At 54.0% G+C, this 14,300-nt stretch carries 14 protein-coding genes; 4 read left to right on the plus strand and 10 right to left on the minus strand.

The genetic code is table 11. From position 1 onward, the window contains the following. Nucleotides 1-256 precede the first annotated feature (256 nt). The 3 genes from ACLD72_RS31815 to ACLD72_RS31825 are packed head-to-tail and all read right to left on the minus strand — an operon-like array spanning nucleotide 257 to nucleotide 2,092. Complete coding sequence (locus tag ACLD72_RS31815; RefSeq protein ID WP_411003511.1) at nucleotides 257-826, minus strand: ferric reductase-like transmembrane domain-containing protein; 570 nt, start codon at nucleotides 824-826, stop codon at nucleotides 257-259. Then, the gene (locus tag ACLD72_RS31820) at nucleotides 810-1,748 is read right to left on the minus strand and encodes an FAD:protein FMN transferase (protein ID WP_411003512.1); all 939 of its coding nucleotides are present in this window, start codon (nucleotides 1,746-1,748) and stop codon (nucleotides 810-812) included. The genes ACLD72_RS31815 and ACLD72_RS31820 overlap by 17 nt, the downstream gene beginning before the upstream one ends. A 14-nt stretch (nucleotides 1,749-1,762) precedes the next feature. After that, nucleotides 1,763-2,092, minus strand: a complete 330-nt coding sequence (locus ACLD72_RS31825; RefSeq protein WP_411003513.1) for a hypothetical protein — start codon at nucleotides 2,090-2,092, stop codon at nucleotides 1,763-1,765. Between the two features lie 510 nt (nucleotides 2,093-2,602). Here ACLD72_RS31825 and ACLD72_RS31830 point away from each other — a divergent pair. Continuing rightward, the gene (locus tag ACLD72_RS31830) at nucleotides 2,603-3,214 is read left to right on the plus strand and encodes an SRPBCC family protein (RefSeq protein WP_411003514.1); all 612 of its coding nucleotides are present in this window, start codon (nucleotides 2,603-2,605) and stop codon (nucleotides 3,212-3,214) included. A gap of 33 nt (nucleotides 3,215-3,247) precedes the next feature. Here ACLD72_RS31830 and ACLD72_RS31835 read toward each other — a convergent pair whose 3' ends face one another. After that, on the minus strand, nucleotides 3,248-3,628 hold the full coding sequence (locus tag ACLD72_RS31835; RefSeq protein ID WP_411003515.1) for a MerR family transcriptional regulator: 381 nt from the start codon (nucleotides 3,626-3,628) through the stop codon (nucleotides 3,248-3,250). 122 nt (nucleotides 3,629-3,750) lie between these two features. On the opposite strand from ACLD72_RS31835, the gene ACLD72_RS31840 reads away from it, so the two are divergent. Continuing rightward, nucleotides 3,751-4,605 (plus strand): patatin-like phospholipase family protein, encoded by an 855-nt coding sequence (locus ACLD72_RS31840; protein ID WP_411003516.1) that lies wholly within the window; start codon nucleotides 3,751-3,753, stop codon nucleotides 4,603-4,605. Between the two features lie 104 nt (nucleotides 4,606-4,709). Here ACLD72_RS31840 and ACLD72_RS31845 read toward each other — a convergent pair whose 3' ends face one another. After that, nucleotides 4,710-5,342, minus strand: coding sequence for a nitroreductase family protein (locus ACLD72_RS31845; RefSeq protein WP_411003517.1), 633 nt, complete (start codon nucleotides 5,340-5,342; stop codon nucleotides 4,710-4,712). 375 nt (nucleotides 5,343-5,717) lie between these two features. Beyond that, the gene (locus ACLD72_RS31850; protein ID WP_411003518.1) at nucleotides 5,718-6,695 is read right to left on the minus strand and encodes a DMT family transporter; all 978 of its coding nucleotides are present in this window, start codon (nucleotides 6,693-6,695) and stop codon (nucleotides 5,718-5,720) included. 156 nt (nucleotides 6,696-6,851) lie between these two features. On the opposite strand from ACLD72_RS31850, the gene ACLD72_RS31855 reads away from it, so the two are divergent. Together ACLD72_RS31855 and ACLD72_RS31860 are read left to right on the plus strand one after the other, a co-directional pair. Next, nucleotides 6,852-8,195: a PLP-dependent aminotransferase family protein gene (locus ACLD72_RS31855; RefSeq protein ID WP_411003519.1), complete on the plus strand. Its 1,344-nt coding sequence runs from the start codon at nucleotides 6,852-6,854 to the stop codon at nucleotides 8,193-8,195. 177 nt (nucleotides 8,196-8,372) lie between these two features. Further along, complete coding sequence (locus ACLD72_RS31860; protein WP_411003520.1) at nucleotides 8,373-11,567, plus strand: bifunctional cytochrome P450/NADPH--P450 reductase; 3,195 nt, start codon at nucleotides 8,373-8,375, stop codon at nucleotides 11,565-11,567. Between the two features lie 426 nt (nucleotides 11,568-11,993). On the opposite strand, the gene ACLD72_RS31865 is transcribed toward ACLD72_RS31860, so the two are convergent. From ACLD72_RS31865 to ACLD72_RS31880, 4 genes are all read right to left on the minus strand, one after another. After that, nucleotides 11,994-12,410 (minus strand): VOC family protein, encoded by a 417-nt coding sequence (locus ACLD72_RS31865; protein WP_411003521.1) that lies wholly within the window; start codon nucleotides 12,408-12,410, stop codon nucleotides 11,994-11,996. Between the two features lie 49 nt (nucleotides 12,411-12,459). Further along, entirely contained in the window at nucleotides 12,460-12,744 is a 285-nt protein-coding gene (locus tag ACLD72_RS31870) for a helix-turn-helix domain-containing protein (protein ID WP_411003522.1), read from the minus strand. Next, nucleotides 12,680-13,009, minus strand: coding sequence for a hypothetical protein (locus ACLD72_RS31875; protein WP_411003523.1), 330 nt, complete (start codon nucleotides 13,007-13,009; stop codon nucleotides 12,680-12,682). Before ACLD72_RS31875 ends, ACLD72_RS31870 begins: the two co-directional genes overlap by 65 nt. 89 nt (nucleotides 13,010-13,098) lie before the next feature. Further along, nucleotides 13,099-14,277, minus strand: coding sequence for a MalY/PatB family protein (locus tag ACLD72_RS31880; protein WP_411003524.1), 1,179 nt, complete (start codon nucleotides 14,275-14,277; stop codon nucleotides 13,099-13,101). Nucleotides 14,278-14,300 lie beyond the last annotated feature (23 nt).

Below are 14,300 nucleotides of genomic sequence, written 5' to 3' on the forward strand. Positions count from 1 at the left end.
CCACTTCTCATTGGAAAAATCCAATTGATTTCGCACAAACCGCCTGTTTTGCCGACGGCGAGCTTAATCTATTGGAAATATTCAACCAAGCTGCTGTACTTTTGATCGAATTTCCATTCTATTGGATTTATCCAATCAGAACGATGTGTCAGGTCGTAGATGCAATGGTAAGCCCCACAAGAAAAGCTCCTGCGGCTCGGAAGCCGATCAGGAGCTTTTTTGCTGCTCGTACAGAGGCCTAGTGATGTTCGGCAGTCTAAGGGGTAATGATTCGGATGTTTTTCCCTTTTTTGCGAAAAGTCAGTATAACCCGGGCCACCGTAAGCCCGATGACGATTGCCGCTGTGCTGAGATAAATCAGCTTTGCCCAAAAGTACTGCGTGTCCTTCCCGATAAGCAGACCATGAGACAGGGCGAGGAAAAAACCAGGAAAGGCAAGAAAGTGGATCGTCCGCCACGCTTTTATGCCGATCTTTTTGATCCCGTCGGAGGTGAGAATTAGGATTAAGATGATATAAAAAGCGATCGTCCCCAGCCCGGTAACGATGGGATGTGTAGTTGCGGTAAACGGCACCAGCAGGCTGGCGAGTGTGTAGCCAACATATTTGTCGAACAGCAGCACGCCGCCATGGATCAACCCGAACAAAAAGCCAAACCAGCCGCTGGATTCATGCAGTGCCAACAGGAAAGACTTAGTGCGGCCTTTTGCCAGTTTGAGGCTCATCATCAATCCGGCCGTTACCGATACAAACATCAGAAGATAGCTGGTTAAGCCCGCGGCACGCGTTGTTGACCATACGTTAAAAGCGTCAAGAAATGAGCTCATAGGGGGTGTCTCCTTTCGCGGCGTTGTAGTGGTCCAGCGTTCCGCTGACGACGATGGACCGATCGTGCTTGACACCGATCATGGCGCTTAAAGGATAGCGGTCGTGAAGCCATCGGGTTCCTTCCTCTACGCCCAAAATAAGTACGCATTTCGCGCAAACCTCCGCTTCGGGCAAATTCGGCGCCAACACCGAGACCTGCGCCAGATCCGAGTCGGAAGGGGTGCCGCGCCGCGGGTCGATGATATGATGAACGATTTTTCCGTCCGTATCCGTCCACTGCCGCTTCAAGGAACTGCTTGTCGCGATCCCCAGCGTTCCGTGCAGATGCAGTTTCAGCATATCCCGCTCCTCTTGCCACGGATCGGCGATTCCGATATGCCATCCTTCGCGGGGCGTGCCCCAGAGCGAAATGTCCCCACCGGCGCCGATGGCTCCCGGAGAGATCGCCTGCTGCTGCAGCTTCAAAGCGAAGCGGTGTGCGCTCCATCCTTTGGCGAACCCGCCAAGGTCGACGGAAATCCCCGGTTCCAGCGTAATCCGCTGCAATTCCTGGTTCAGACCGGCCGGACGCGGGCCGATTCCTTCGGCGTTGCAGGATGCCGTTACGGTTTTGCTCGGCACCGTCAAAGTTTCAAAGGAACGGGAATACCCCAGCTCGCAAAGCGCCGCGCCAAGATAAGGGCTGAATAAACCTTCCGTTTGCTGATAATGTAAATTCGCTTCCGATACGACGTTGTATAGAAGAGAGGAAGCCGTAAAAGGCTGCCCATTGGACCGGTTTAGTGCCGAAAGCTCGCTATCGGGCCGAAACCGGCTGAGTTTGTTTTCCACGTAAATAAACCAGTTCATGGCACTGCGCCGGAAAAGTTCAGGGAGACCCGCCGTGAAAAAGAAAGCATTCATCGCGCGAAATTTGTGCATGGCCGTTTCCTCCTTTAGGATGCGTGGGATCTCATCCCGCTGAATTCATCGGATTGCGGTCCGGATCCGGAGCCACCGCTTTCGTAACTGGTACGGGGGGAGGCGCTGCCGCCATTACCGTTATAGTCTTCAAACCGTGGTCTCCGATCGGTTCCTTGATGATCATAGGTGAATTGGTCGCTGTTTTGTGCAGATTCGGACGCCGTTGATGAAGACGAAGATGAAGATGAGGCTGAGGCTGAATTTGCTGCGTCGCTGTGGCTTGCGTTCAGGCCGATCAGTCCGACGAATAACGCCGCGCTCGATACCCCAACACACCACTTTGTCCATTTATTGTTTGCCATGGGATGTCCTCCTTAGTTGAACAAGTCTAGCTGTAAGCCTAGTATGATTGCCCTACCTTAAGCCCATATGAAAACATACTGAAAGTTTGCTGAGGCCCTTGCTGGGGATCTTGGTTTGGATCTTTACAGAATCAGTGAAGATTATAACTCAACCTGTTAATTTCACCTGATCGGATCGGATGACAGGCAAAAGCGTGCTTGACCGGCTTGGCTCTGACCATTAATTGCAAATCATACAACTAACTTTACATCCATTTACCCAATCATTCGTTTAATTGCATTTCATACAATAACTTCCCCTTCTCATTATCTCTTCTTTGAAAGATAGCGGAGTAATTGCAGGTTTTACACTTAATAAAGCGCTATGGCAGCATTTGCGGATAAGTAACTGTACAATTTGCAATTATTCCATTCAATAGTGGACTAAGAAAACTGGAGTCAGCGGATCATTTGCTGACCGATTCAATTAACCTTATACTATAAGAAGATTGCGAAATCGGGGGTGAGCGGATGGTAAGCTCTATTTTCAAGGAAGAAATCAGAAAGGCCACGGGGAGATCATGGGAGGATTGGGTCACAGCGCTGGAAGGTACGATTGATCCGGGCTGGTCAGACGAACGAATAAAAAAGGAAATTCAGCAGCAGCATCACGTGTCGGAAGAGTGGGGTGAATGGATCGCCACGATGTACGCTCCGCTGATGGGACGAGTCCCAGTCGGAACGACCAAGGATGCGGGAGTGCAGATCGGGGTAAGAAGGACGCTGGCCGCTCCGAAGGAACAGGTTTGGGAGTTTCTCACGACTCCCGCAGGGTTGTCGCTATGGATCGGGGATGTCCCGTCTTTCAAACTTGAGGTAGGGTATAAATTTGCGTCAAAGGAAGGCGTGTCCGGTAAAATATCGGTGGTCAAGCCTTACCAAAAGCTGCGGTTGACCTGGAAACGACCGGAATGGGAGCAATTTTCCCGCCTGCAGCTTTACGTGCTGTCGACGAATACCGGCAAAACGACCGTTTCGATCCACCAGGAAATGCTGGAGGAAGTTTTTATCCGAGAGCTGATGAAACGCCACTGGGAAGACATGCTTGCTGAGCTTAAACGCTATCTGGAGGAGACTCCTTAAGCGAGTCCAGCGTTATCGATGTCCGAATGCCTGCTATTCGGGCAACTCTTTTTGTTTGGTCAATAGCTGGAGTTTGTGCGCCAATATCCGTTCCAAATGAGCTTGCGCCAGTTCCAGTTCCGCTTTTTTTCTATCGATCTCCATTATTCTTTGGTGAGTAACTTCAATGATTCTTTGCAAATCAATCTGTTTTTTTGCTTCCGCAAATGTATACTGTCTGAGCTCGGTAAGTGTAAATCCGGCAGATTGAAGACTTTTGATTGTCCGAAGATGCGTTGCCGCTTCCTCAAAATATTCGCGATAATTATTTTCCGCACGGCGGACATGCCTGTGATCCAGCAGCCCTTCCTTTTCGTAAAACCGGATCGCTGCTGCGGTCATACCTACCTTTTGTGCCAACTCGTGGATTTTCATGGGATTCTCCTTTATAAGCCCTTGACCTTAAAGTATACTTTATAGTTTATACTTTGAATGTCCATAAGAATCAAGTCAAGGATTTCCAAATTATACACGTCAAAAGAAAGGAGACACAGGCCATGATTGCAAAGATGGAGCATCCGGCATCAAGGGCAGTCGTATTAGGAGGCGGTGGAATTACCGGTATGGCATGGGAGATCGGCATACTGGCCGGTTTGCTCGAAGCCGGTGTCGCCCTCCAAGAGGCCGACCGGATCATTGGGACGTCAGCAGGGGCCTTCGTAGGGGTGGCGCTTGCCTCAGGATATGATCTGAATAAACTCTTTAACGAGCAGCATGAACCTGCAGATTCGGAAGTTTCGGCGGCGGCGTCCGAATCCTTAATGACAGCTTGGTTGAACGCCTTCTCCATAGGAGGGAAAGACCCGCGGCGGATTGGGGCCGCCTTCGGCGACATCGCCAAGAGTAATCCTGAACCAGTGTCTGCCGCCGTACGTCGTTCCGCAGTCCTGGCAAGGCTTGTCACAACGGACTGGCCCGAAAAACTGCGGGTAACCGCGATGGAAGTGGAAACGGGACAGCTTCACCTGTTCGACCGGGCATCAGGGATTCCTCTCATTGACGCGGTATCGGCAAGCGGCGCGGTTCCGGGGATATGGCCGATGGTGCGGATCAACGGCAAGTGGTGGATGGATGGGGGAATGGTGTCGACCACCAATGCACGCGAGGCGGAGGGCTATAGGCGAATTGTAATTTTGGCCCCCATGCCGGAAGGTCACGGGTTGATTCCGGGAGCCATGGAAGATGCGGCAACACTCCACGCCAACGCGGAGGTTGTTCTGATCACTCCGGATCGGGCAAGCCTTGAAGCGATCGGTCCAAATCCGTATGATCCCGCACGCAGAAGCAGGGTAGCGGTTGCCGGAAAAGCACAGGGTATCGGCATCGCTTCCTCCATCGGAAACAAATGGTAACCCGAGGCCGGTTAGAAAACAAAGGAACCTCCAAGCAACTTAGCCAAGACCCCATTTGGCGGACATTAAAAAGAAGCCCCCAGGCAAGGGGCTTCTTTTTCTGGTCAAAACCCGTTCCAAACGGCGGTCTGTTCGGCGGGCAAACGGGTGGTAGGCCGGGAGGGGCGGGCCGCTTTCCCGATGGCGACGAGCATCACGGGGATATAACGTGACGGTATGTCAAACGCCTCGATCAATGCGGCGGGATCGTATCCGCCCATCGGGCAGGTGTCGTACCCAATCGCTTTGGCGGCGAGCATCAGCTGCATGGAGGTAAGGGAAGCGTTGCGGATCGCTTCGTCCCGGGGAAATTGCGGATTGTTCAAATAGGCCGCTTCGATTTGACCGATCAGGTTTGCCCTGACTTCTTCCGGCATTAGCCCGGCAGCCACGTCGCGGCTCAAAATCATTTCCGCGTCACGGTGGGCCTCAAGGTCCCCCAGGATGGCGATCACGGCGGAAGCTTCCGCCACCTGCCGCTGACCGTACGCAATGGGGAGAAGTTTCTCCTGAAGCCTTGGATCGGCGATCACAAGAAATTTCCAGGGTTGAAGATTCCAGGCCGACGGGGCGCTCCCCGCCATTTCAAGTAGAAAGGTAATTTCGCTTTCGCTCAGCTTATGTGCAGGATCAAAGTGCTTGACCGCATGGCGTTCCCGCAAAACGGTAAAAAAGTCGGCTTGTACCGCGGATGTCATCAAATCCACTCCTTAGTTGTAAATTTTTTTTATAATCATGCCGGAGTATTCAAGCCCCGGCCCGCTAACGGACTGTGGCGACCTTATTTGTCCGGAAAGACGGAGTTTGAAATTCTAACGGACATGAGTGCTCTTATTTGCCCCAAAATGGCTGAAAAGGAGCGCCAAACTGGCAAATAAGGTCTCTGGTGTCCGTTACATCGCGAATGCCCCCGTTTTCGCTGAAATAACGGCGCTGGTGTCCGTTAGAGTCCAGCGGGTGGTGCAGATTGGTTAAGTTGCTTCGCCTTCCTAGCGAACCGCGGCTTTTTCGGACTTGTTGTTTTGGGACTTGTTGCTTTCGGACTTGTTGTTTTCGCCCTTGTTATTTTTGGCCTAGGTGTTCTCGGTCTTGCTGTTTCCACCCTTGCTGATTCCGCCCTTGCTTTTTTCGCTCTTGCTTTTGGCGCTCAAGAGATTCGCCCCTGTCACGCCGGCGATGATCAGGAGCGAGCCGATCACATGATACACGGTTACGTTCTCTCCGAGAACGATCGCTCCGGCCGCAATCGACACCACGGTCGACAAGTTGGAAAAGACGCTCACTTGCGAGGCTTCCAGCTTGGATAAGGCGTAATTCGCACATAAGGCAGTGACGAGCGAAGACATCACGCCAAGATAACCGACCGACAGGACAAAACTGCCGCTTCCAAGCGGCGCAAGCCAGTTCCCGAGCGTTCCGGCAGAGGCGTGCTGGGTCACCGAAACGGCCAGAAAAACTACGCAGCCGATGCCGAGCGTCAGATAGCTGATCTCCCAAGGACCGTAAAGCTTCAGCAGCGATCTGGCCAGCACGCTGTATCCGGCAAACGCAAGACCGGAGAAGAACAGCAATAACAGACCTGCCATGTTTCCGAAGTTAATAGGGCCGTTCCCCATCACAAAAATGAACACAACGCCAAATACGGAGAGAAGGATCCCCAGCTTCTGGCCCAAGGTCGTCGTTTCCTTCAAAAAGACGAAGGCCATAACCATCGTCAACACCGGTGTAAAAGCGTACATTATGCCTCCCTCCGCAGAGGTGGCGTGCTGCAGGCCAAACGTTTGAAACAGGAAGAACCCTACAGGATAGAACGCGGCCAGTAAAAATACCGGGAAAAGCGGCTTGCCCCGAAACCGAAGCTTGATCAGGCCCAGGGCAACGGGAATCGACATCGCCGCGAACGAAACGACAAAGCGGAACGCCAGCGTATCGACCGGACTCGCATTTTCCAGGGCGATTTTCGTAAACAGAAAAGAGAAGCCGATGATCGCGGCGTTGACGAAGGCGCAAATATAAGCAAAAGTTCGGTTTTTGGGTTCGATATCGGCCAACCTCCTTTGTATGTTCTAGTTTGGATCATGTTCGCGAACAGTCATCCTGAAGCAATGGTATAATGAATCAGCGATCTGAAAAACCGCGATTTTTCAAAACTGTACCGATACAGTTTGGCAAACCGGCACCAGCAGCAGGAAGAGGAGAGAGGTAACGTGAAAAAATACATGTCGATCCTGTCCGATATCGAACGGAGAATATCCGCTGGCCGATATCGCCCGGGGCAAAAACTTCCGTCGGTGCGCAAGGCCGCCCAGGAATATGAATGCAGCGCCAGCACGATCATCAAGGCCTATGCGGAGCTGGAAAAGCGGCATGCGATCTACTCCGTGGCGCAAAGCGGGTTTTACGTAGTCGGGCACTCTGTTGCGGCACGGACAAGCGGCGATAGCACCACGATCGATTTTACATCGGCGTCGCCGGATATCGACCTGTTTCCCTATCTCGATTTCCAGCACTGCCTCAACAAAGCGATCGATACGTACAAGGCCCAGCTTTTCACTTACGGAGATCCGCTGGGGATGGAGAAGCTGCGGCAAACGCTGGTTTCCCATCTGGCAAGCAACCAGGTGTTCGCCACAATGGAGCAGATCGTGGTGACCTCCGGCGTACAGCAGGCGCTGGAAATTTTGGCGAAAATGCCTTTTCCGCACGGGAAATCGGCCATCCTGGTCGAGCAGCCAAGCTACGATATTTATTTGCGCTTTCTTGCGGCGGAGGGCATCCCTGTGCAAGGAATCGCACGTACTGCGGCAGGGGTCGATTTAAGCGAACTGGAGGAGCGGTTCAAGAGCGGCGGGATCAAATTTTTCTACACCATGTCCCGCAATCACAACCCGCTGGGGACGACGTTAAGCACAGAACAAAGAAAGGCTATCGCCAAATTGGCAGAAAAATACGATGTGTACGTAGTCGAGGACGACTATATGGCCGACCTGGGAGATGAGCGGGGGTATCACCCGATCCATGCGTACGACAGCGGCTCGCGCGTCGTTTATTTGAAAAGCTTTTCCAAGGTCGTTTTTCCCGGGCTGCGATTGGGCGTCGCGGTACTGCCGAGCGGGCTTCTGGAACGGTTCCGAGCCTATAAAAATTACGGCGACACCTCTCTTTTGTCCCAAGCCGCGCTCGAGGTGTATATCAAAAACGGCATGTACGAACGCCACAAGCAAACCTTATACGACCGGTATTCCGAACGGATTCACACGTTGTTGGAGGCGGTCAGGCGGCATGCCGAAACGGGACTGGTCCAGGTTCCGGACGTCTCCTCGGGCATGTTCGCCCAGCTGCGGCTGCCTCAGCAGGTCAATTTGGAACGTTTGACGGAGTGGCTGGCGGCCAGAAATATCCTGGTACTGCCCAGCAAAGCGTTTTATTTGGCGGACTATCTGGCGAGGGAGAAATTTTTGCGGATCAGCGTTTCCCGGGTACCGCTGGCGCAAATCGATACGGGCGTCAAGGCGATTGTAGAAGAAGCCGCGAGGGCGTACGGAAGGTAGGGCCCCCAGAGTCGTAAGCCACACGCACCGATATTATTGCAACGGGCTTCAACCGCTAATCTCTATTGGACACCTTTCTTGCTGAATAATAAAATGGGAAATTTATCAACCTAAAAGAGGTTGTTCAAAATGAATAGTTTCCGGCAATCCCAAAGCAAAAAGGAGTGTTCGTTCCCGATGGATCAGCAACTAGAACCGATTCCTCAGCCCAAAAAGTATGGGGCGCTTGGCAACCTGCCTTTGATCGATAAAGATTTGCCTACTTTATCCTTTGCCAAACTGGCCGACGAGTTCGGGCCGATTTACCGGTTCGAGATATTGGGCCGGTCCTTTATCGCCGTATCCGGGCATAAACTTGTGGCTGAGGTGTGCGATGAATCGCGTTTTGACAAAAGCATCGGCCATTTAATGAAAGTGCGCGATTTTGCCGGCGATGGCCTGTTTACGAGCCTGACGAAGGAGCCAAATTGGGCCAAAGCGCATCATATTCTCATCCCTTCCTTTAGCCAGGCGGCGATGAAAGGGTACCATGCACGTATGGTCGATATCGCCCTGCAGCTCGTGCAAAAATGGGCCCGGCTGAACCCCGGCGACAGCATCAAAGTACCGGAGGATATGACTAGGCTTACGCTGGATACGATCGGTTTATGCGGATTCGATTACCGGTTCAACAGCTTCTACCGGGAAACGCCGAATCCGTTTATCGTCAGCTTGGTGAGAGCGCTCGACGAAGCGATGCATTATTCGAGCCGGCTGCCGATCCAAAACAAATTGATGGTGAAGAAAAAACGCCAATACGAGCGCGACATCCAATCGATGTTTTCCCTGGTCGACCGCATCATTGCCGAGCGCAAGGCGAGCGGGGAGCAGGGCGGCACCGATCTGCTCGCCCGGATGCTCAGCGCGGCCGATCCGGAAACCGGGGAACTGCTGGATGACGAAAACATCCGCTTTCAGATCATCACTTTCCTCATCGCCGGGCATGAGACGACAAGCGGCTTGCTGTCGTTTACGATCTATTATCTGCTGAAAAATCCGGATGTGCTGAAGAAAGCCTATGAAGAGGTGGATCAAGTTTTAACGGATCCCGCCCCCAGCTACGAGCAGGTGCGGAAGCTGAACTATATCCGCATGATTTTGGACGAGTCGCTGCGCCTGTGGCCGACAGCCCCGCAAATCGGTCTGTTTGCCAAGGAGGATACGGTTATCGGCGGCAAATATGCGATCAAGAAGGGCGAGACGGTCGCGGTCATCCTGCCGAAGCTGCACCGTGACAAGGAGGCTTGGGGAGAGGACGCCGAACAATTCCGCCCGGAGCGGTTCGAAGATCCGAAAAAAATCCCGCATGATGCCTATAAACCGTTCGGGAACGGACAGCGGGCCTGCATCGGCCGGCAATTTGCCCTGCACGAAGCAGCGCTTGTCCTCGGAATGATTCTGCAGCGGTTTGAGCTCATCGATCATACGAATTATCAGCTTAAGGTCAAACAGACTTTAACATTAAAGCCCGACGGCTTCACAATTCGGGTAGGCCCGCGTCCGGCCGCGGGCAACCTTACGGGGAATGTGCTTCCCGTCAAGGAAGACGGCAAAGGACCGGTTCAAAAGCAGCAAGCGGAAACGCCCCGGCCGGCGGTGCTGGTGGGGGTCAACGACCGTCCGCTGCTCGTTCTCTACGGTTCGGATATGGGAACGGCGGAAGGAATCGCCCGGGAGCTGGCCGATCTAGCGCGCTTGCACGGGGTCCGCAGCGAAACTCAGCCTTTAAACGAGCGCGTCGGGAATCTGCCGAAGGAAGGGGCGGTCATCATCGTGGCCTCCTCGTATAACGGCAACCCCCCCGCGAACGCCAGACAGTTTGTGGAATGGCTGGAGGAAGTGGAACCAGGGGGCCTTGCGGGCGTCAATTATACGGTGTTTGGCTGCGGCGACCGCAACTGGGCGAGCACATACCAGCATGTGCCGAAGTTTATCGACGAGCAAATGGAGCGCAAGGGGGCGAAACGTTTTTCGGCGCGCGGCGAAGCCGACGCCAGCGGCGATTTCGAGCAGCAGCGCGAAGCGTGGGAGTCGCGGATGTGGAGCGAGGCCATGGACTTTTTCGGAATCGCTTTGAATCCGAACGCCGAAAGAGAGCGCAGCACGTTAAGCATCCGGTTCGTAAGCGATTTGGCGGACTCGCCGCTGGTGCAGTCCTACGAAGCGGTTTCCGCCGCAGTAACGCTGAACCGGGAACTGCAGGCCGCAGGCAGTGAACGCAGCACCCGGCAGATCGAGTTGTCCCTGCCGGAAGGGCTCGGCTACGACGAAGGCGATCATCTGGGCGTGCTCCCGGAGAACAGCGGCGTTCAAATCGGCCGGATTCTGAAGCGGTTCGGTTTAAGCGGGGCCGACCAAGTGATCATGACGGCCAGCGGATTCAGCGCGGCCCATCTGCCTTTGGACCGGCCGGTGAACCTGGGCGATCTTCTGGCGCATTGCGTGGAGCTTCAGGAGCCGGCAACCCGGGCGCAAATTCGCGAGCTGGCGTCTTATACGGGATGCCCGCCCCATAAACGCGAACTCGAGCAATTGCTCGAAGGGGAGAACTACACGGCGCAAATCGTCAAACGCCATGTCACGATGCTCGATTTGCTGGAAAAATACGAAGCGTGTGAAATTCCGTTCGAACGCTTTATGGAACTGTTGCCTCCGCTCAAGCCGAGATATTACTCAATCTCCAGTTCGCCGAAAATTTCTCCGGAAACGGCAAGCATCACTGTAGGAGTCGTCCGCGGGCCGGCGTGGAGCGGGCAGGGCGAATACCGCGGAGTTGCGTCCAATTATTTGGCGGAATCCACACCGGGGGACCACGTCGTGATGTTTATCCGGACGCCGGCTTCCGGGTTCCGGTTGCCGGATGACCCCGGAACGCCGATCATTATGGTCGGGCCGGGAACCGGGCTGGCGCCGTTCCGCGGTTTCCTTCAAGCGCGTTCGGTGCTGAAGCGGGAAGGGGGGCAGCTTGGCCGCGCCATGTTGTTTTTCGGCTGCCGGAACGAGGCGGACTTTATTTATCGGGATGAGCTGGAAGGTTATGTGCGGGACGGGATCGTTTCGCTGTATACCGCGTTTTCCCGGAAAGAAGGCGTCCCGAAAGCGTATGTTCAGGACCTGATCGAGCAAAATGCCGAGGAAGTGATATCCTTGCTGGCGAGTGGCGGACATCTGTATATTTGCGGGGACGGCAGCCGCATGGCGCCGGATGTGGAAGCCCGCCTGCTCCAGTCCTATCAGAAAGTACAGGGAACCGGAGAGCAAGCAGCGAAGGCTTGGCTGGAGAGCTTGACCGCTGATGGGCGGTACGCCAAGGATGTGTGGACCGGGGTGTAAGGGCTACGTTGCGATATAAGGAAGAGCGGGAAACCTCCCACGAAATGCAAAAGTGCAGGCGATTTTTGTCGAAACTCCCATAAACCGGTGGGTCAAATGCAAAAGTGCAGTTCATTTCGGCTAAAAGTTACTTTTTTATCATATAGCCCAAAATGAGATGCACATTTGCATTTCAATCACGCTAAAGTAGTAATTTAGGGAAAATAGAATGCACTTTTGCAGTTGATCCCATTGGGCCGTCTTTCTTCCCATGAAAAACAATAAACTCGGCTGAAGGCCTTAACCGAATCCGGCTTCGTGCTTTCGTGTAAACCTTAGCTGACGGAACTGAAGGACCCTTAATCGTCCATTTCCCGGATATTTCCCGCTCTAACGGACTCACCAGTCGTGATTTGGCTTCAAATGAGGTCATTGGGACGGACTTCCTTAATTCTCCCAAGCCGGATTCCAGACAACTTCCCACAGATGGCCGTCGGGGTCCTGGAAATAACCCGAATAGCCGCCCCAAAACGTGTCGTGCGCCGGCACGGTGATGGTGGCGCCGGCCTGTTCGGCTTCCTTCATGACCCGGTCCACCTCTTCCTTGCTGCTTACATTGTGGCCCAGCGAAAATTCAGAAGGACTGGCTGCAGTTTGGGGAATCTGCGCATCATGGGCCAGATTTTTGCGGCTGAACAGGGCGAGCCGGACCCCCGACTCCAGGTCGAAAAACGCCACGGCGCCATGCTCGAACTCTTGTCCGACAATGCCTTCGGTCGGGAATCCCAGACCGTCGCGATAAAACTTCAGCGATTTTTCCAGGTCATCCACGCCGATCGTAATGACTGTAATACGCGGTTTCATAGGAATTGAGCCTCCTTGTATATATGGATGTGCTTGCTCTATTTTTATTTTAGTCGGCCGCACGGGGGAGGGGATTGTAAAAATCGGACATGCCGCCGAACTCCCGGGCCGCCGTCACCGGAGCACAGCCGTAATATCGCTTAAACTCACGGATCATATGCGCTTGATCAAAATAACCGTGCTTGAAAGCGAGGGATGGTCCGTCCATTTCGGGGCGATTCCGGATGGACTGAACCACCGCCTGAAAACGCACGATTTCACTGAACTTTTTAGGGCTCGTCCCGATCCGACCATCCGCAATACAACACGCTATAGCGATTCCGCTTGAGATCATGGGAAAATAAAATATCGCTGCAGCCGTCCGGGATTACCCGGTCAATCGCTCTTTCCTTGTGCGGAAGTGCCTGGTTTAAGTTTAACCGCAAATCTTGAACTTGATGTTCCCGCATGGAGTCTCCTTCGCCAGCAGGTTCGCTCTGCCAATAACATGAAACGAACGGAGCCAGCATCAGGGAAGGAGGGAGCTCCCGGTACCGGTAAGCCGGATCTCTTCCGTTGGCTTGATTGGGGCGAAAAAGCGTATGGATTTGCGTTGGCATAAAAGCGTTCCCCCTTCGCAGGCAATATCGCGGATCATCGCGGATCGCATAAAGAACCTGGCGGCTGGGCCAGGTTCTTCTAGTGACATTTATTTCGTTTGCGCCGCCACTGCCGCGGCGAACCGTTCCAGCGCTTCGGTCAGCAGCTCGCGCGGGCAGGCAAGGTTGATGCGCAGGAAACCTTCGCCGCTTTGCCCGTAGACGGAGCCTTCGGTAAAAGCGACTTTAGCCTCCCTGTACATCAGCCGTTTCAAGGCGGCTCCGTCAACTCCCAAAGCACGGCAGTCGAGCCAGAGCAGGTAGGTCCCCTCCGAGCGGACCGGGGCCAGCATCGGCAGACGCTCGGCCAAGAAGCCGACCGCAAAATCCCGGTTGGCGCCGATGTACTCCAGCACCGCTTCCAGCCAATCTTCGCTTTCATTATACGCGGCGATCGTGGCCGAAGGGCCGAAATAATTCACCGCCCCGATGGCCAAGGCATCGATCCGGTCGGTAAATTTTTGCCGCAGCTGCGGGTTGGAAATGACGGTGAACGAGCTGGCCAGTCCGGGAATGTTAAACGTTTTGGACGGCGCCAGGCAAGTGATGGTCATGTCCGCATGCTCCGGCGACAACGAGGCGAACGGATAATGGCGGTTGCCGCGGAACACGAGATCGCAATGGATTTCATCCGAAACGACCTTTACCCCGTACCGATCGCATAGCTCTCCCAATCGTTCCAATTCCGCTTTCTTCCAGACTCGTCCGCCGGGATTGTGCGGGTTGCAGAGCAGCATCAGCTTGGCACCCTGCTGCATCAAGCTTTCCAGATGCCCGTAATCCATCCGGTAGGTGCCGTCCTCCAAAACCAGCGGATTTTCGGCCACCTTGCGACCGTTCTTCACGATCACATCGAAAAAGGGGTTATAAACCGGAGGCTGCAAAATAACGCTGTCCCCCGGTTCCGTCAGCGACTGGACAGCCACGCTTAGCGCAGGAACGACCCCGGGAGTATTGGTGATCCAGGAAGCGTTCAGCTGCCACCCGTGCCGTCTGCCAAACCAGCCGATAATCGCCTCCAGATATTCCTGAGGTCTAAACGTATATCCATAGATTCCAAGCTTGGCCCGCTCGGTAACCGCGTCGATCACCGCCGGCGGACATTTGAAATCCATATCGGCCACCCACAGGGGAAGCACGTCGGGATCGCCGAACAGCTGTTTGCCGAGATCCCATTTCTCGCAACAGGTTCCTTTGCGTTGCGTGCGTTCGTCGAACTGATAATTCATTTGTATTAACACCCTTTCCGCTT

The organism is Paenibacillus lacisediminis (assembly GCF_046567315.2).

What these genes read in the sequence shown, in the direction of transcription:
- ACLD72_RS31815 (WP_411003511.1), bottom strand. Translation starts at nt 826, where the DNA reads ATGAGCTCATTTCTTGACGCTTTTAACGTATGGTCAACAACGCGTGCC.
- ACLD72_RS31820 (WP_411003512.1), bottom strand. Translation starts at nt 1,748, where the DNA reads ATGCACAAATTTCGCGCGATGAATGCTTTCTTTTTCACGGCGGGTCTC.
- ACLD72_RS31825 (WP_411003513.1), bottom strand. Translation starts at nt 2,092, where the DNA reads ATGGCAAACAATAAATGGACAAAGTGGTGTGTTGGGGTATCGAGCGCG.
- ACLD72_RS31830 (WP_411003514.1), top strand. Translation starts at nt 2,603, where the DNA reads ATGGTAAGCTCTATTTTCAAGGAAGAAATCAGAAAGGCCACGGGGAGA.
- ACLD72_RS31835 (WP_411003515.1), bottom strand. Translation starts at nt 3,628, where the DNA reads ATGAAAATCCACGAGTTGGCACAAAAGGTAGGTATGACCGCAGCAGCG.
- ACLD72_RS31840 (WP_411003516.1), top strand. Translation starts at nt 3,751, where the DNA reads ATGATTGCAAAGATGGAGCATCCGGCATCAAGGGCAGTCGTATTAGGA.
- ACLD72_RS31845 (WP_411003517.1), bottom strand. Translation starts at nt 5,342, where the DNA reads ATGACATCCGCGGTACAAGCCGACTTTTTTACCGTTTTGCGGGAACGC.
- ACLD72_RS31860 (WP_411003520.1), top strand. Translation starts at nt 8,373, where the DNA reads ATGGATCAGCAACTAGAACCGATTCCTCAGCCCAAAAAGTATGGGGCG.
- ACLD72_RS31865 (WP_411003521.1), bottom strand. Translation starts at nt 12,410, where the DNA reads ATGAAACCGCGTATTACAGTCATTACGATCGGCGTGGATGACCTGGAA.
- ACLD72_RS31870 (WP_411003522.1), bottom strand. Translation starts at nt 12,744, where the DNA reads ATGATCTCAAGCGGAATCGCTATAGCGTGTTGTATTGCGGATGGTCGG.
- ACLD72_RS31875 (WP_411003523.1), bottom strand. Translation starts at nt 13,009, where the DNA reads ATGCCAACGCAAATCCATACGCTTTTTCGCCCCAATCAAGCCAACGGA.
- ACLD72_RS31880 (WP_411003524.1), bottom strand. Translation starts at nt 14,277, where the DNA reads ATGAATTATCAGTTCGACGAACGCACGCAACGCAAAGGAACCTGTTGC.